Origin of the sequence: Bacillus sp. LB7 (assembly GCF_030449715.1) — a bacterium.
GTDB classification, from domain to species: domain Bacteria; phylum Bacillota; class Bacilli; order Bacillales; family Bacillaceae; genus Bacillus; species Bacillus paralicheniformis.
In genome coordinates this window covers 242,788-260,953 of record NZ_JASGCA010000004.1, presented here as the reverse complement: position 1 = coordinate 260,953, position 18,166 = coordinate 242,788, and the positions used below count along the sequence as shown (strand labels likewise).

12 protein-coding genes are annotated in these 18,166 nt (G+C 50.5%); all 12 read left to right on the top strand.

Annotated elements, in window-relative coordinates; all coding sequences use genetic code 11:
- Positions 1–25: 25 nt before the first annotated feature.
- The 12 genes from QMZ64_RS23295 (at position 26) to QMZ64_RS07825 (ending at position 18,132) form a co-directional block, all read left to right on the top strand.
- Complete coding sequence (locus tag QMZ64_RS23295; RefSeq protein WP_265627252.1) at positions 26–2,311, top strand: AraC family transcriptional regulator; 2,286 nt, start codon at positions 26–28, stop codon at positions 2,309–2,311.
- A gap of 13 nt (positions 2,312–2,324) precedes the next feature.
- Positions 2,325–3,041 (top strand): rhamnogalacturonan acetylesterase, encoded by a 717-nt coding sequence (locus tag QMZ64_RS07875; RefSeq protein WP_265627251.1) that lies wholly within the window; start codon positions 2,325–2,327, stop codon positions 3,039–3,041.
- Between the two features lie 19 nt (positions 3,042–3,060).
- Positions 3,061–3,720, top strand: coding sequence for a YesU family protein (locus QMZ64_RS07870; RefSeq protein WP_265627831.1), 660 nt, complete (start codon positions 3,061–3,063; stop codon positions 3,718–3,720).
- A gap of 14 nt (positions 3,721–3,734) precedes the next feature.
- On the top strand, positions 3,735–4,346 hold the full coding sequence (locus tag QMZ64_RS07865; RefSeq protein WP_265627250.1) for a YesL family protein: 612 nt from the start codon (positions 3,735–3,737) through the stop codon (positions 4,344–4,346).
- Between the two features lie 180 nt (positions 4,347–4,526).
- Positions 4,527–6,395 (top strand): rhamnogalacturonan lyase, encoded by a 1,869-nt coding sequence (locus QMZ64_RS07860; RefSeq protein WP_409365394.1) that lies wholly within the window; start codon positions 4,527–4,529, stop codon positions 6,393–6,395.
- Between the two features lie 19 nt (positions 6,396–6,414).
- Entirely contained in the window at positions 6,415–8,046 is a 1,632-nt protein-coding gene (locus tag QMZ64_RS07855; protein ID WP_265627249.1) for a rhamnogalacturonan acetylesterase, read from the top strand.
- Positions 8,047–8,114: 68 nt separating this feature from the next.
- A complete protein-coding gene (locus QMZ64_RS07850) occupies positions 8,115–10,001 on the top strand; it encodes a rhamnogalacturonan lyase (RefSeq protein ID WP_301441225.1) in 1,887 nt (628 codons plus the stop codon).
- 122 nt (positions 10,002–10,123) lie between these two features.
- Entirely contained in the window at positions 10,124–11,116 is a 993-nt protein-coding gene (gene mgrA, locus QMZ64_RS07845; protein ID WP_265627248.1) for an L-glyceraldehyde 3-phosphate reductase, read from the top strand.
- A gap of 15 nt (positions 11,117–11,131) precedes the next feature.
- The gene (locus tag QMZ64_RS07840) at positions 11,132–11,776 is read left to right on the top strand and encodes a rhamnogalacturonan acetylesterase (RefSeq protein WP_265627247.1); all 645 of its coding nucleotides are present in this window, start codon (positions 11,132–11,134) and stop codon (positions 11,774–11,776) included.
- Positions 11,773–13,770 carry a beta-galactosidase gene (locus tag QMZ64_RS07835; protein ID WP_265627246.1) on the top strand — a complete coding sequence of 666 codons (1,998 nt, stop codon included), beginning with the start codon at positions 11,773–11,775 and terminating at the stop codon, positions 13,768–13,770. The genes QMZ64_RS07840 and QMZ64_RS07835 overlap by 4 nt, the downstream gene beginning before the upstream one ends.
- 160 nt (positions 13,771–13,930) lie before the next feature.
- Entirely contained in the window at positions 13,931–16,522 is a 2,592-nt protein-coding gene (locus QMZ64_RS07830) for an exo-rhamnogalacturonan lyase family protein (RefSeq protein WP_265627245.1), read from the top strand.
- An 86-nt stretch (positions 16,523–16,608) separates the two neighbouring features.
- On the top strand, positions 16,609–18,132 hold the full coding sequence (locus QMZ64_RS07825; protein ID WP_409365393.1) for an extracellular solute-binding protein: 1,524 nt from the start codon (positions 16,609–16,611) through the stop codon (positions 18,130–18,132).
- Positions 18,133–18,166 lie beyond the last annotated feature (34 nt).

The window sequence follows — 18,166 nt, the reverse complement described above, 5'->3', positions numbered from 1 at the left end:
TTTTCATTGCAGTGGGGGGAGAGGGATGAAAAAGCTGCATCAAAGATATGTTTCACGGCGTAAAGGGAGTTTTTTCAAAAAAAGCTTTGTGCTGATCCTGCTGATTGCGTGTATTCCCGGTTTATTGACGGGTGCAGGAATCTATTTGTTTTCCGCTGCAAAAATTGAAAAAGAGCTCCAACAAATGCACGAGAACCAGGTGAAACGCCAAATCAGCCAAATCGATGACAAGCTGGAAGGGCTTGAGATCATGCTCTCCCAGCTTGCATATGATCCGCGCCTGATGAACGGTCTGGCCGATGCCGATCTGCAAACGGATTTTCAAACGACGTACAGGCTCTCAAAATCGCTGTTTGTGCTTCAGGATCAAAATCCGCTCATTCACAAGGTTGAACTGTTTATTCAAGGGAAGGAGCCGATTCTCTTAAACCCGGAATACAGCGGAATGACCGACCGGAACATCTTAAAGGCCTATCATTCGCTGCTTGAAGGCGGTCAAAACGTTTATTGGAAAGACATGAGCGGCGCGCCATACGGAATGGCGCTTGTCCATAAAATTCCGGGAGGCATCTCAGAGCCGTTCGGCGCGCTGATTTTGACGCTTGACGAAAAAGAAATGGGGCATTTGCTGGAAAGCCTTTCACCGTATTCAAAGGGAACAGCGCTTCTTTTTCATCATAATCAAAAGCTTGTTTTTTTCGGGAGCAAACGCGGCAAAGCTGGTTTTGAAAGCATTTTAAAAGAAAGGCTTGAGAAACAAAAAAATCAACAGGGCTCCTTTGTGATGGATTGGGACGGAGGGGTGTATTCCGTTTCATACGGACGAATGGACAGGTTGAACCAGGAATGGACCTATGTCTCGGCTTCACCGATGTCGGCGATTACAGCTCCGGTGTTGTTTTTATCGAAGCTCGTCGCGTCGGTCAGCATCGCCGGGATCGTTCTTGCTTTCATTCTGTCATGGTATGCGTCACACAAAATTTATTCACCTGTTGCGAGGCTGATCAAGCTCTGCTCAGGAGAGGGTAAGGCCGCCCATTTTCCGGATGAATTTCATTGGCTCGAGAAGCGCTGGGAAGACCTGACTGAAGAAAGCGGCAGACTGAAAAAGGAAATGCCCCAGGCTGCAAACGTTTTTTTTCAGCGCCTTCTCGGCGGATACTTTGCAGATGAATCAGAGAGGACTTTGAGAGATCGTCTGAAAAGGTGGGGCTGGGAAGCGAAAGACAATGTGTTTACTATCATCGATATCCAGCTGACGGGACTCTACGAAGGGAACGGAGCTTTTACAAAAAAGGATGAAAGTCTGGCGGGCTTTTTGCTGGGCAACATTACGCGCGAACTGGGTGGCAGGACATTCAAACATATTTATATGACCGATGTCCGTTCGTTATCGCTCGCTGTGCTGCTGATGAGCGGCAATAAAACAGCCTTCAAGGAAGAAACCGCCCAATTTGTGCGTGAGCTGACGGATGTGATCTGCGGCATATCAAGACTCCACGTCACAGTGACGGTATCAAAAACCGCTGACATGTTAAAAGACATTCCCGGCATGTATGAAGAGGTGAAAGAAGGCAGGCATTACAGACAGTTCGAAAACGCCAGCCAGGTGATCGATTTAAGCCGGCGGGAAGACATGCCTCCCGCTGAATCATACTATCCGTTCACTCTTGAAAAAGAGGTCGTCAGGGCGTTGCGGCTTGAAGAAAGGGGTGAAGTCGAAAGGCGGATCAGGCTGTTCATCCGGGCGCTGTCCGATAAAGGAAAGACGGAAATCCGCATCCAGCCGGGCATGATGCAGCTGTTCGCAAAGATCCAGGAAGAGATCTTTCATTCCGGCCTTCACCCTTATGAATTGTTCAGCCGCAAAAATCTGCTGCAGGAGCTTTCAGAGCTGAGGGAGCCGGAAAGGGCCGTCGGCTGGATGATGGAGCGTGTCGTAAGCCCGTATCTTAAAGAAATGGAAGGCAGGAAAAACAGACAGCAAAAACGGGTTGTCGAACAGGTGCTTGAGATGATTCATCAGCATTATATGAACGATATCTCGCTTGAAAGCTGCGCTGATCAAGCCGGGACAAATTCGTATACGCTGAGCAAAGCTTTCAAACAAGTAACCGGCATCAATTTTATCGACTATGTTACCCGTCTCAGAATCGAAAAAGCGAAAGAGCTCCTTCTAGAAACGAATAAAAAAATCCATGACGTTTCTGAAGAGGTCGGCTACAGACACAGCTATTTCAACCGGATTTTCAAGAAGCAGGTCGGCATTCCGCCGAGCCGCTACAGGCAGATCTATCAGGAATCTTCGTGAAAGGGAGAGTGTTATGAAACGAACAGACAAAAAGCCAAAAGTGACAGTATATTTGGCTGGGGATTCGACCGTCGCAGACTGTCCCCCGCATGAAGCGCCGATGGCCGGCTGGGGACAGATGCTTCCGCTGTTTTTCTCAGATGAGGCTGCGGTCGTGAATATGGCAAAAGGCGGGGCCAGTTCGAACAGCTTCATTGATGAAGGCCGGCTCGATGACATGACGGATCGGCTTGCGCCTGGCGATTATGTGTTGATCCAGTTCGGCCACAACGATCAAAAGCCGTACGGAACAGACCCGTATACAACCTATCAGGAGCATCTTGTCCGCTATGTGGAAGCGGTTCGTGAAAAACAGGCGACTCCGGTTTTGATCACTTCCGCAGAGCGCAGACGTTTTGATCAAAACGGAGAGACCGCCGACACTCTCGGGGATTTTCCGAAAGCGATGAAGGCGCTCGCTGGTAGCTTCGAAGTGCCGCTGATCGATTTATGGTCCAAAACAAAAGCGCTCTATGAATCTCTCGGAATCGAAGGCTCAAAGCGGCTGTTCGTCCACTTTCAGCCGCATGAACACCCTCATTATCCAAATGGAATCGAAGACAATACCCATTTTTCCGAGGCGGGGGCCCGTCAAGTCGCCAGGCTGGTAACAGAAGGAATCAGAGAGCTCGGTCTGCCTCTAGCGGCTTATCTTCATTGTGAAAGGAGAGATTTCCGTGCCGGCGTGTAATGCAAGAGAAGGAAGCCTGATGTATCAAAATCCTTTATCATCTCCTGAAGATCTCCGCGGCTGGGTGATGGAAGGGAAAGGAATCGTTCGTTTTCCGCACGGCCGCCTGCATATGGAGAATGAACTCGACGCTGAGCAATATGGGGACGATGCCCATTTTGTTTACTGGTGTCCTGAGACATTCCCTGATGGAATAGTTGTGAAATGGGATTTCTATCCCGTGCGGGAGCCCGGCTTATGCATGATATTTTTTGCAGCAACCGGCATGAATGGGGAAGATTTATTCGACGGACGGCTGGCGGAGAGAACAGGGAATTATCTGCAATATCATTCAGGGGACATCCACACATTGCACCTGTCGTATTTCAGACATAAGCATGCTGATGAAAGAGCATTCAGAACATGCAACCTCAGGAAAAGCCGCGGTTTTCACCTCGTCTGTGAGGGAGCCGACCCGCTTCCGCCCGCTAGTGACGCTTTGCCTCCCTACCGGATGAAGCTCATAAAAGACGGGGCATGCGTTCATTTTTCAATCAACGGGCTGCCCATTTTGAAATGGGAGGATGACGGCAGGCGTTTCGGCCCGGTTTACGGCGGAGGAAAAATCGGCTTCAGGCAAATGGCTCCGCTGAAAGCAGCCTACGCCAACTTTGAAGTGCGCAGGCTGCTGCGCGACTGAAAGGGGGATCGGACATGCGGGAAAAAGGCGTGATGGCGATGATGTACGGCGCTTGTGAAGCGATCATGAAAATCGCCTGGCTGAACGCGCTCTGGGTTCTATTCACGCTGGGAGGAGGTATTGTTTTCGGCTGGGCTCCGAGCACGGCCGCGATGTTCACGGTCGTGCGCAAGTGGCTGCTCGGCCGGACAGACGCACCGGTATTCAAAACATTTTTTCAAACGTATAAAAAAGAGTTTTTCAAAACAAACGGAATTGGCCTCATCCTCCTCGCCGCCGGCACAATTTTATTTGTAAACTATCAATTTTTCCGCGTCCGTGAGGATTTATTTTCAATCATCATCGGCTATGCCACACTGATGGCCGGGCTCATGTATGTCGTCGTTTTCGTGTATATTTTTCCGCTTTACGTTCACGTTCAGCTACCGTTTGCCCGCTATTTTTCACAGGCTGCACTGATCGGTCTCGTTCGTCCTTTGACGACGGCCGGAATGGCTGCTGCTGGGGGCTTTGTCGCTTATGTGCTGTTGACGGTTCCGGGACTGATCCCATTTTATGGTGTCAGTTTGTTTGCTCTTGTATCAATGTTCATCGCACATCGCTGTTTTTTGCGTCTGGAAGGCTAGCTGAACCGTGCAAAAATGAGAAAAGTGAGCAAAAAAGTATCAATTGAAAAGGCTGAACCGCTTAAAATCGGACTTTAACACATCTTTTCCTTTCGGCAAAAAAGTGCAATTGAATAAAAATGGAAGCCGTAATAGAATCCCTTTAAGTAAGCGCTTACAAAAAAGCGAAGGGAGAAGATGATGAAAAAAGGAAAGAAAAGGTGGAAGAAACGGTTGGCCGCGTCATCTCTTTTATTCATCACGCTTGTGACCGGCTTCTCGGAACAAGCGGAAGCAGACGGGCGGACGGCTGCGCAGGCAAGGCAAATGGAATCGCTGAACCGGGGGCTTGTCGCTGTTAAAACGGGGAACGGTGTCTTTGTGAGCTGGCGGCTGCTCGGAACCGAGCCTGCTTCTGTTTCATTTAATGTGTATCGAAACGGAAAGAAGCTGAACGGTTCCCCGATCACATCGAGTACAAACTATCAGGATGCAGGCGGGGATTCGAATGCCGTTTACCAGGTGCGCGCCGTTTTGAACGGTGTGGAGCAGGCTCCTTCTGAAACCGCCGGAGTTTGGAATAAACCATACAAATCTGTGCCGCTGCAAAAACCGGCCGGAGGAAAAACGCCTGATGGGGTGTCATACACATACAGCGCCAATGATGCGAGCGTCGGCGACCTTGATGGAGACGGCGAATATGAAATCATTCTCAAGTGGGATCCTTCCAATTCAAAAGATAATTCACATGACGGATACACGGGAGATGTGCTGATTGACGCATACAAGCTTGACGGGACCATGATGTGGAGAATCAACCTTGGCAAAAACATTCGGGCCGGCGCTCATTATACGCAGTTTCTCGTCTATGACTTTGACGGCGACGGAAAAGCGGAAATCGCTATGAAGACGGCCGACGGGACGAAAGACGGCAAGGGAAAGGTGATCGGAAATGCAAACGCCGATTATCGCAATGCCCAAGGCCGAATTTTGTCAGGGCCTGAGTATTTGACGGTTTTTAAAGGCGATACAGGCGCTGAGCTTACAACGGTCAACTACGAACCTGCCCGGGGAAATGTAGCCGATTGGGGAGATAGCTACGGCAACAGGGTTGACCGCTTTCTGGCCGGTGTCGCATACCTTGACGGGGAGCGGCCGAGTTTTGTCATGGCACGCGGTTATTACACGAGAACAGTACTTGTCGCTTACAACTTCAGAGGCGGAAAGCTGACCAAGCTGTGGACATTCGATTCGGACACCCCCGGAAATGGCGCCTATGCCGGTCAAGGCAACCACAGTTTGAGTGTCGCTGATGTTGACGGAGATGGAAAGGACGAAATCATATACGGAGCGATGGCTGTCGATCATGACGGTAAAGGTCTTTATTCAACCGGATGGGGACATGGGGATGCCATGCATACAGGAAACCTGGACCCGTCAAGACCGGGACTCGAAGTCTTTCAAGTGCATGAAAACAGCACTTCTCCTTATGGATTGTCTTTCCGGGACGCGAAAACGGGAAAGATCATCTGGGGAGTTCACGCAGGCAAGGATGTCGGACGCGGGATGGCTGCTGATATCGATCCGCGCTACGAAGGAGCGGAAGTTTGGGCGAACGGCGGTCTTTATACGGCAAAAGGCGTAAAAATCGGGAACGCATTGCCCTCATCAACGAACTTCGGCATTTGGTGGGACGGTGATCTCCAAAGAGAGCTTCTGGACAGCAACAGAATTGATAAATGGGATTATCGAAATTCGCGAACCGTTAACTTGCAGACAGCATCCGGAGCTTCGGCAAATAACGGAACAAAAGCGACGCCGTCACTGCAGGCTGACATTCTCGGAGACTGGCGCGAAGAAGTGGTCTGGCGAGCAGATGACAGCAGCGAACTGCGCATCTACACGACGACAGATGTGACGGAACACCGCTTGTATACGCTGATGCATGATGCCGTCTATCGCCTCGGAATCGCCTGGCAGAATGTCGGCTACAACCAGCCGCCGCACACCGGCTTTTATTTAGGCGAAGGCATGCAGACACCTGAGAAGCCGAACATTTATACACGCTGATGAAAAGGGGAGCTGCATAATGAAGCGATATGTTCGCTGCGTATGGGTCATCCTCCTTCTTTTCTTCTTCAGCACGGGAATGGGAGGACCTGTGCAGCCGAAAGCCGCTGCCGCACATCACAATCAGGATCTTTTTCTGTTCGATTTTGGAAAAGGTCCCGCTGAAAAGGATTATGTGAAAGTGAACGAGGCCTCCGCGTATCAAAATGGTGCAGGCTACGGATTTTCACGGGCAGGGAGCGCTGTGTGCAAAAAGACGCAAAAAAAAGAAGCGCTCAAGAAAGACTATTGTGTCGTGAACCGGACGGCTTTTCTGGCGGATCTTTCTCCAGGCGAACACCGCGTGACCGTATTTGCCTCATCCCGCGGTGAATTGAAGCTTTATGCCGAAGGAGAGGAAATGGGAACGATCCCGGCCGGAGCAAAGGGAAGTTCAGCCGAAAAAGCGTTCACCGTTACGGTGGAGGACGGACGTCTCGATTTGGAGTGGAAAGGACCTCAGCCAAAAGTGTTTGCCGTCGAAATTTCGAAGGTGTATCGGTTTGATTTCGGTGACGGGCCTCTTGCTTCGGGCTTTATTCCGGTAGACACGCAATCGGCTTATACCCCTCTAAAAGGTTACGGATTTGACGACACAGCAAAGGTGACTTGTACGGACCGCGGTACGGCCGATCCGCTTCGTTCAGACTTTTGCATACCGGATGGGACGGCGTTTACGGTCGATTTGCCTGACGGTCAATATCATGTCCGGCTGATCACCGGAGATGCCCGGGCAAAAACGAACATGGATGTACGGGCAAACGGCATGCTTCAGCTGTATTCATTTGGAGCGGAAGCGGGCGGATACAACGAAAAAACGTTTCCGATTCAGATTTCCGGCGGCCGCCTTTCCATTCAAGCCTTAGCAGCGAGAACAGCGCCGCACCTCAATGCGCTGGTTTTGACGAAGACGGCTTATCATGTAACAGATGACAAGACAACGGTTTTTCTGGCTGGAGATTCCACGGTCTCCGATTATGAACCAGGTTATGCGCCGATGGCAGGCTGGGGGCAATTTTTAGGCGGCTATTTCTCGGATGAAATCGTCATCGACAACCAGGCGAAACGCGCGAGAAGCGCGAAAAGTTTTGTGGATGAACGGTCGCTGGATACGATTTTGAACCGGATGAAACGGGGCGATTATTTGTTGATTCAGTTCGGCATCAATGACGCCGGGCAAGATCCGGCCCGTCATACAGATCCTTATACGACATTTCAGGAATACTTGAGAACATACATTAACAAAGCCCGCGAAAAAGGAGGACGGCCTGTGCTCGTCACTTCTCAAAGTAAACGAACCTATGATGAAACGGGCGTTTTTTACAACAGCATCGGAGAATATCCGAATGCAATGAGACAGCTCGGACGGGAAATGAACGTTCCAGTGATCGATTTAAATCAAAAAAGCATCGATTATTACAACGAGATCGGCGTTGAAGCGACTAAAAACGTATTTATGTTTTTAGAGCCGGGAGAAAGCCCTAATTATCCAGACGGAATCCAGGACAGGGTGCATTTTCACGAGTTCGGTGCAAACCAGTTGGCAAGGCTCGTGACAGAAGAAATTTCCGATTTGAACATATATCCGCTGAAACACTCGCTCAAGAAATAAGGTGTCGGGAGAGCCGGTCTCCGGTTCTCCCGTTCGCCATTCCAAACCGTAAAGAGGGAGAGAGGACGATGGGAGAAAAAGACGTACATGCAGCAGCTGAACGCGTTCGGCCGCTGAAAACGGCGGCAAAACCGAGGCAAATGGAACGCTTAAACCGCGGACTTGTGGCCGTAAAAACAAAAAAAGGGGTTTTTCTCAGCTGGCGGCTCTTAGGAACCGATCCGGAAGAAACGGCTTTTAACCTATATCGCAACGGTCACAGAATCAACTCAACACCCGTTTCATCATCGACCAACTTTCTTGATAAACACGGAAACGGAGAATCTGTCTATTATGTGACAAAGGTTCTCGGAGATAAGGAAGTCGAGCAGTCGCACAAAACAGCTGTCTGGCAGAAGCCGTACTTGGATGTTCCGTTAAACAAGCCTGATGGCGGGACAACTCCTGACGGCGTACAGTATACGTACAGCGCCAATGACGCGAGCATCGGAGATCTTGACGGCGACGGAGAATACGAAATTGTGCTCAAATGGGACCCGTCCAATTCGAAAGATAACGCGCACAACGGCTATACCGGAGAAGTCATCATCGATGCCTATAAGCTTGACGGGACATTCATGTGGAGGATTCATCTCGGGAAAAACATCCGCGCGGGCGCCCATTATACCCAATTGATGGTCTATGATCTTGACGGCGACGGAAAAGCGGAAATCGCCATGAAGACGGCTGACGGAACGGTTGATGGAACCGGACGGGTGATCGGCGATCAGGCTGCCGATTACAGAAATAAAGATGGACGAATTTTGGATGGGCCTGAATATTTGTCGATTTTTCACGGGGAAACGGGAAGGGAATTGGCAACTGTGGATTACGATCCGCCGCGGGGCAGGCTTGAGGACTGGGGAGACGGATACGGCAACCGGATGGACCGGTTTTTAGCAGGCATCGCCTATTTGAACGGTGAAAGGCCGAGCCTTGTTATGGCGCGCGGCTATTACACAAGAACGGTGCTTGCCGCTTACAACTTCCGGGACGGCAAGCTGACCAAGCTGTGGACGTTTGACAGCGACAAGCCCGGTAACGAAGGCTATGCAGGGCAGGGAAACCATAGTCTGAGCGTCGCTGATGTCGACGATGACGGGAAAGATGAGATCGTCTACGGCGCGATGGTTGTGGATCATGACGGAACGGGACTTTATACGACAGGGCTTGGACACGGTGATGCCATGCATGTGAGTGATCTTGACCCGGATCGGCCCGGGCTAGAAGTCTTTCAAGTGCATGAAGACCCGCGTCTTCCGTACGGCCTCTCATTTCGCGATGCGGGTACAGGGGAAATCCTCTGGGGAGTGCCGGCCGATACAGATGTTGGGCGGGGAATGGCCGCGCATATCGATCCCCGTTATAAAGGCGCGCTTGTCTGGGCGATCGATCCCCCGGGTAATGAAGGCAAATCATACGGCCTCTATACGAGTAAGGGAGAAAAGCTCAGCGACGCCGCTCCGGCTTCGGCCAATTTTGCGGTTTGGTGGGACGGCGATCTTCTCCGCGAGCTGCTTGATCACGATTGGAAAGAACCCGCCGGCATCCCGAAAATTGATAAATGGGACTATCACAGCGGCAGGCTGGTCAATCTGCTTACTGCTGAGGGAACGCTGTCTAACAATTGGACGAAAGGGACGCCTGTGCTTCAGGCCAATCTATTCGGCGATTGGCGCGAAGATGTCGTGTTCCGCACCGCGCGAAACGATGCTCTGCGAATATACACAACGACCGAGCTGACTGAACATCGTTTCTATACGTTCATGCACGATCCCGTTTACCGCTTGGGGGTAGCCTGGCAAAATGTCGCTTACAATCAGCCGCCTCACCCTGGATTTTATTTAGGAACCGGAATGGACAAGCCGCCCCGGCCGAATATTTATACCGTTCCTTGTAAGAGACATGAAGAATGACAGAGACCGGCGGCACCGGCAGGATTATGAAATATACAAAAAAGGATGATTGTAATCTCACAGCCTGTTCCCATAAAATGATTAGTAAGCGATTTCATTGCAAAATGAAAAGAGGGATTCGTATGGGGTATCAGGCGAGTGATTCACGCTATGAAAATATGAAATATAACCGCTGCGGACATTCAGGATTAAAACTGCCTGCTCTGTCTTTAGGGCTTTGGCATAATTTCGGAGAAGCAAATTCGTTTCAAAATGCCAAAGCGCTGTTAAGAAAAGCATTCGATCTGGGTGTCACCCACTTTGACTTGGCGAATAATTACGGTCCGCCCCCCGGTTCTGCCGAAGAAACATTCGGAAAAGCGCTGAAAACCGATTTTGCCGGCTACCGCGATGAAATGGTCATCAGCACGAAAGCCGGCTATACGATGTGGCCCGGGCCATACGGCGATTGGGGGTCAAAAAAGTACCTCGTGGCAAGCCTTGATCAAAGTTTAAAACGAATGGGCATTGATTATGTCGATATATTTTATTCACACCGCCCTGACCCTCATACACCGCTGGAAGAGACGATGGGAGCGCTCGCCCACATCGTCAGGCAAGGAAAAGCTTTATATGTCGGTCTATCGAACTACAGCGCTGAACAGACCGAAAAGGCGGCCGATATTTTGCAAGAATACGGGGTTCCGCTCCTCATCCATCAGCCCAAATATTCAATGTTCCACAGAGAACCGGAAAATGGCCTGCTGCAAGTGCTGCAGAAAAAAGGAGCCGGGGCGATCGCGTTTACACCTCTTGCCCAAGGGCTTTTATCAACGAAATATTTGACTGGGATTCCCGCCGGGTCAAGAGCCGCTGATATGAACAGTCCGTTTTTGCAGGCCGAGGGCATCACAGAAGACGTGCTCGGCAAAGTCCGCAAGCTGAATCAAGTGGCGGCCGAACGCGGACAATCCCTGCCGCAAATGGCGATCGCCTGGCTTTTAAAAGATCCGCGCGTCACTTCGGTGCTGATCGGCGCAAGCAAAACCGAACAGATCGAAGAAAATGCCGCTGCTCTTAAGTCCGCTCGATTCTCAGCTGAAGAGCTCGACACAATTGATAAAATTCTTTCATAAAAAGGAGTGGTCGTGATGACAATCAGCATCTATCTGGCCGGCGATTCGACCGTACAGCATTATAAGGCGGATTCGCCTCAGGGAGGCTGGGGCGAATTTCTCCAGTCTTATGTATCCGGAAATGTACAGGTGATCAACCGGGCCATCGGGGGCCGGAGTTCAAAAACGTTCGTTGAAGAAGGAAGACTTGCATCGATTTTGGATGTGATCAAACAGAATGATTGGCTGTTCGTTCAGATGGGACACAATGACGCGTCAAAAGACAAACCAGAACGCTATACAGAACCGTATACGACGTATAAACAATACTTGAAAATGTACGTCAACGGCGCGCGTCAAAAAGGAGCCACACCGCTTCTCATCACGCCTGTCGCAAGGCTCCATTACAAGGACGGCGTTTTTTTGAACGACTTCCCGGACTACTGCATCGCGATGAAGCAGGTGGCAAGTGAAGAAAATGTCCGCTTGATCGATTTAATGGACAAAAGCCTGCAGCATTTTGCGGAAAAAGGGTACAGCGAGGTATTTAAATATTTTATGATCTCGGAAAATGTCAACGACTACACACATTTTACGAAAAAAGGGGCCCGGGAAATGGCGAAACTTGTCGCTATCGGCATTCGAGAGCTCGGGCTGCCGTTTGTTAAAGAGACGGTATGAAGATGAACGGCAAACTGTACCATGGCGCTTGCTTTTATCCCGAATTGTGGGATGAGGATGTGCTGGATGAAGATATCAAGATGATGAAGCGAGCCGGGATCAATGTCGTCAGAATCGGGGAGTTTGCCTGGTCAAGGATGGAGCCGGAAGAAGGAAGGATCGATGTCGGGTTTTTTGCCGGCGTCATCCAAAAGCTCCACGACAACAAAATTGAAACGGTCATGTGCACACCGACTGCGACGCCGCCGATCTGGTTGACCCACGGGCACCCGGAAAGAATGCATGTGAATGAAAATGGGAAGACGATGGGACACGGTTCGAGGCAGCATGCCTGCACAAACCATCCGTATTTCAGAGAGCGGGCCCGCCTGCTCATCCAACATATCGCCAAAGAGCTCGGAGAACTCCCTGGATTGATCGGATGGCAGCTTGACAATGAATTCAAATGCCATGACGCAGAATGCATGTGTGAAACGTGCAACACATTATGGCACAAATGGCTGGAAGACCGCTATCAGACGATTGACCGTCTGAATGAGGCTTGGGGTACGGGCGTATGGAGCGAAACGTATCAGCGCTTCGAGCAAGTTCCGCAGCCCGGACCGACCCCGTTTTTGCATAATTCTTCTTTAAGGACGATGTATCAGCTGTTTTCGATGGACAAGATTGCTGAATTTGCGCGTGAGCAGGCTGAGGTGATCAGAGCATACTCCAACGCCCCGATCACCCATAACAGCAGCGTCATGTTCGGCGTTGATCATGAAGATCTTTTCAAAAGCCTTGATTTTGCCTCGTTTGATACGTACGCCAGTCAGGAAAACAGTGCCGCCTTTTTGTTTAATTGTGATTTATGGAGAAACATTAAAAAAGGACGGCCGTTTTGGATAATGGAGACGAGCCCTTCCTACAGCGCTTCGCTTGAAAGCTATGCGGTACCTCATCAAAACGGCTATTTGAAAGCTGAAGCGGTCTCTTCTTATGCTCTTGGCGGAGCCGCGTTCTGCTATTGGCTGTGGCGCCAGCAGAGAGCCGGGTCCGAACAGCCGCACGGATCGGTGCTCAGCACATGGGGGAAGCCTGATGTTGGATATGATAATGTGCTCGAAGTCGAGCGGGCGAGACGGGAGATTGAGCACATCATGCTGGCTACGGCTCCTTTGCAGGCTGAAACAGCCGTCGTCTATTCGGACCGTGCAAAGGTGTTTTTGAAAACGGAGCCACATCGGGGTCTTCACTACAGAACACTGATCACCGAGTTTTATGACCGATTGTTAAAGATGGGCATTCACAGAGATGTCATTCTTGAAGGGAGCCCGCTTGACGGCTATAAACTGCTGTTTACGCCGTTTATTCACTATCTTCCGCCTGCGTTTATCAAAAAAGCCGAAGCGTTTGCACAAAGCGGCGGTATTTGGATTGCGGGTCCGCTGACGGGCGGAAGAACAGAGCACCATACGATTCACACTGATTGCGGATTAGGGGGATTGGAAAAATGTTCCGGTGTTAAAACGCTTTATACATTCCCGATGGATGAGCGGAACTCGAGCGGAACGGCGTTTGGCGTAAAGGCGCCGCTGAGCTTGTGGAGCGCTGTTTTTGAAGCCGGCGGCACCGAGGCTGTCGGGATAATTGAAAAAGGCCCGGCGTCAGGCAAAGCGTTCATCACAGAACATAAATGCGGAAAAGGAAAAATCGTCATGCTCGGGTCGATGCCGGCAGGCGAAGCAGGGGACATCATGATGAAAAAGCTGATCAGCCATTATGCAAAAGAAGCGGGCGTTACACAGAAAACCGAGGCCACTCCCGGAACAGTCGTCGCGCCCCGGAAAGGAGCAGACGGTCTCGTTTGGGTCGCGATCAATATGGACTGCAAAGGAGGCGCAGTGACACTTGACGGAAACGGAACCGATTTATTGTCCGACAGGCCCGTATCCGGACGCGTGACACTCGGCCCGCACGAATACCGCGTGATTTTGTTTTCAGAGAATAAATGAATCGCCGCAGGCGCTTGCCCGCGGCTTTTTTGTTTCGTTTTACAAACCAAGAGCAGGCACCTTTCTATCATAAGCAAAAAAGGAATATTGACGGTCAAAAGGCTAAACAGGAAAATGTTCACTGACCAATCGGTTGAACAGAAAGGAAGGAGGAACGCTTGTGAAAGCACAGGCTGAACTAAAATGGCTGAATAGGGCGCCTGCCGCGTTCGGCGGGGTGACTTGGGGTGTGCCTTGGGCAAAAGGAGTGCTGCAAAAAGGAGAGACGGTCGCCATTGCTGCGAAAAACGCCCCGTGTTTGCAAACATGGCCGCTCGCATATTGGCCTGACGGCTCGCTTAAATGGACGGGTCATGCCGCAGTATTCCCTAAAGAAAGCGACAGCCAATTTACATTGAAAAAAGGAGAGCCCGGCGTCCCCAAAACCGTCATGAATGTCAGTGAGCAGAAAGATGAAATCACGGTGAATACGGGTGCGATCGTCTGCAGGCTTGGGAAATCGGGGCCGGCAATCATCCGTTCGATTTCCATTTCCGGGGAAATGATGGCGAAAGAAGGACGGCTCATCGCCTTAAAAGAAAAAAGAAGCGGCTCAGATTCACAATGCATGTATCATATTGAACGGTTTGAGAGCATGATCAAACGTACGGCAATCGAACAAAACGGTCCGGTTAAGACAGTCGTCAAGATTGAAGGCGTTCACCGCGGCGGAGGCATCGATGTTTGGCTCCCTTTTACTGTCAGGCTGTCTTTCTATGCCGGTGTTCCGTCCATCCGGATCGTGCACACGCTTTTCATCGACTGTGAAGCAGAAACGGAATGGATCAAAGGACTCGGTTTCGAAATGAGCGCGGTTTTGAGCGGAGCGCCAAGGAACAGGCATATTCGCTATGCGGCTGATGGAGGGATTTACGGAGAGGCTTCTCAGCTGCTTGTGACGAGAAGATTCAATGAAACAAACGGGCTCTATGAACAACAGATTGCAGGACAGCCTGTACCGGAAGAGTCGGAAGTTGTGCGCGATGCTAAGAGAAACGCCGTCTGGAACGATTTCAAGCTCATCCAGGATTCCCCGCATCACTGGCGCTTAAAAAAGCGAACCGGTAAAGGCTGCGCCTGGGTGGACGCGATTCATGGGGGAAGAGCGAAAGGGCTGATGTATGCAGGCGGGGAAAACGGCGGCATCGCGCTTGGACTCAGGAACTTCTTTGAAAAATATCCGTCATCGCTTGAAGCGAAAGGTCTTGCCGGCGGCGAAACGAAATTGGCGGTATGGTTCTGGCCTCCTGAAGCTGAAGCGATGGACTTCCGCCATTATTCAAAAGACACTCATGTTGAAAGCGCATATGAAGGGTTTGCCGAAATGAGATCAACGGCCGTCGGCATTGCCAATACGAGCGAAGTCAGCCTTGCCTGTTTTGCGAATCCGCCGAGCGATGAAGAGCTGAACAGAGCGGCGGACGAATGGCAAAATCCCCCGCTGCTTATTTGTGAGCCTGACTATTATTATTACACCCGCGCGCTGGGCGTTTGGAGCCTGAAAGATAAACGGCGCCCGCTCTCGGCTGCGCTTGAAGATCAGCTTGACGAGGCTCTCAAGTTTTACATGAATGAAGTCGATCAGCGGAGCTGGTACGGCTATTGGCATTACGGTGATGTGATGCATACGTATGATGCCGTCCGGCATGTATGGCGGTACGACCTTGGCGGCTATGCATGGCAAAATACAGAACTCGTACCGAACCTCTGGCTTTGGCAGTCTTTTTTCAGATCCGGGAGGGAAGACGTCTTCAGAATGGCGGAAGCGATGACCCGTCACACTAGCGAAGTTGACTGCTACCATTTCGGGGAGTATAAAGGCCTCGGTTCAAGGCACAATGTCCTCCATTGGGGCTGCGGGTGCAAGGAAGCGAGAATCAGCATGGCCGGCCTTCATAAGCCCTATTACTTTTTGACGGCGGACGAGAGAACGGGAGACGTGTTATCTGAAGTGAAAGATGCCGATCGAGCGCTTGAGACGCTTGATCCGATGAGAGCCTATTATCCGGAAAAAGAGTTCCCCGCCCACGCGAGAGTAGGACCCGACTGGGCGGCGTTCTGTTCCAACTGGCTGACGGAATGGGAGCGGACCGGCGATGAAGCGTACCTTGATAAAATCAAACGGGGGATCAGCCGGCTTAAAGCGCTGCCGCTCCGTCTGTTGTCCGGACCGACTTTCGGATACGATCCTGAAGCTTCGGATCTGCTTCATATGGGAGACGGGAATCATGGCGGCTATCATATGGTTATCGCCTTCGGCGCCCCGCAAACATGGATGGAGCTTGCAGAACTGCTTGAGGATATCGAATGGAAAGAGATGCTGGGGGAATTCGGCGAATTTTATTTGCTGACTGATGAAGAAAAGCGCAAAAGGAGCGGCGGGAAGCTTCACGATGATTTATTTCACTGGCCGATGTTCTCCGCTGCCCTGGCCGCTTATGCTGCCCGGCTCCGCCAAGACCGGAAGCTTGCCGAAAAAGCATGGCGCCTGTTGCTCGATGAAAAGCAAAGCCATACACCGCTGCCGATCACTCCAAAACAAATTTATGCCTGGAAAACGATCACTGAAATCCCCTGGGTCACGACAAACTGCGTCTCACAATGGTGCCTCAACACAATAGCCGTGCTAGAGCTGCTTAAAGATATGCCGCCTGATCAGGACATGCAAGAAAAGATCATTCAGGCAATGAAAGAACATCCTGCTCGCGTGTGAAGGCAAAAAATGAAGGTTGCTGGAAAAATGTAAGCGCTTTAAATTTGAGTGGAACAATTGAGACGATCAAAAGGGGGAATTGTACAATGGCAAGACTGAAGCTGAAGGGAAACAAATGGCTCGCTGCACCCGCTGTTTTTTTGCTCTTGATGGGGTGCAGCGCAAATGAGACGGCCAACCAAGACGGGAAAGGAAAAGAGAAGGATGCCATTCATATTATGGCTCCGCTCCTGTCGCCGGAAAGTCCGGGAGAAAACAGCCCGTCTTTAAAAGCGCTCGAAACATACACGAAAAAACAAATTAAAGTGACATGGGTTCCGAACTCTTCCTATAATGATAAATTCAACATCGTCATGGCCTCGGGAGATTTGCCGCAAGCCATCGTCGTCACGGACAAGTCGCCGGGATTTATCAAGTCTGTCAAATCAGGTGCGTTTTGGGAGCTTTCACCTTATTTAAAAGACTACCCGAACCTCGGAAAAGCCGATAAAAAAGTGATGAAAAACAGTTCCATCAACGGCGAGATTTACGGCATTTACAGGGCGAGGGACCTGATCCGCGCTTCGATCATCATCAGAACGGACTGGCTCGAAAATGTCGGTCTGGAGATGCCGAAAACAATCGACGAATTTTACGATGTGCTGAAAGCGTTTAAAGAAAAAGACCCCGACGGAAACGGGAAAGATGATACGTACGGCATGGTGGTGCCGAAATGGATGGGGCTTGGCAACGGCAGCCCGTGGGACATTATGCAGACATGGTTCGGCGCACCAAACCGCTACGGAATAGACGAAAAAGGGGAACTCATTCCGGATTTCACGACAGAAGAGTATATGGAAGCACTGCGGTTTTTCAAAAAGCTGTATGATGAGGGGCTGATCAATAAAGACTTCGCCGTCATGGATTCAGCGAAGTGGAACGATCCAATTGTCAAAGGAAAAGCGGGTGTGATCGTCGATACCGGTTCGCGGTCCTCGCAAATTCAAAGTGCAATGGAGGAAGCAGATCCCGCTAACAAGGATGTGATCGACGTCATCGGAACGGTCAAAGGCCCGAAAGGAACGTATACATTCCCGACATCGGGATACGCCGGAATGATTGCCATTCCGAAAGCGAGCGTCAAAACGGAAAAAGAATTAAAAGAAGTGCTCGGCTTCCTGGACAAAATGAACGATGAAGAGGCACAAATTATTGCCAACAACGGTATAAAAGGGCGCAACTATAAGCTTCAGAACGGAACGTACACGTCCCTTGAAAAAAACAATAAAAAACTGCTCTATGAGCACGAAGGTCTTGCGCAGTTCAGCATGGGCATTCCCGAACAAAGATACCATGTGGAAAAACAAGAATCAAAGCTGTTCAAACACCGTGAACAGATTCTCAAAGAAGGGGAAAAAATCGCCGTATTCAATCCGGCTGAATCGCTCGTTTCAGATGTATACACCCAAAAAGGGGCACAGCTTGACAACATCATTCTCGATGCCAAAACGCAGTTTATCATCGGCGACATCGATGAAAAAGGCTTTCAAGATGCCGTTCAGCTTTGGTATAAAAGCGGCGGCGAAGATTTGATGAAAGAACTGAACAAGCGCTACAAGGAGACGAAATAGCTCAGGTCTTCAACTGGCATACGAAAGGGGGGAT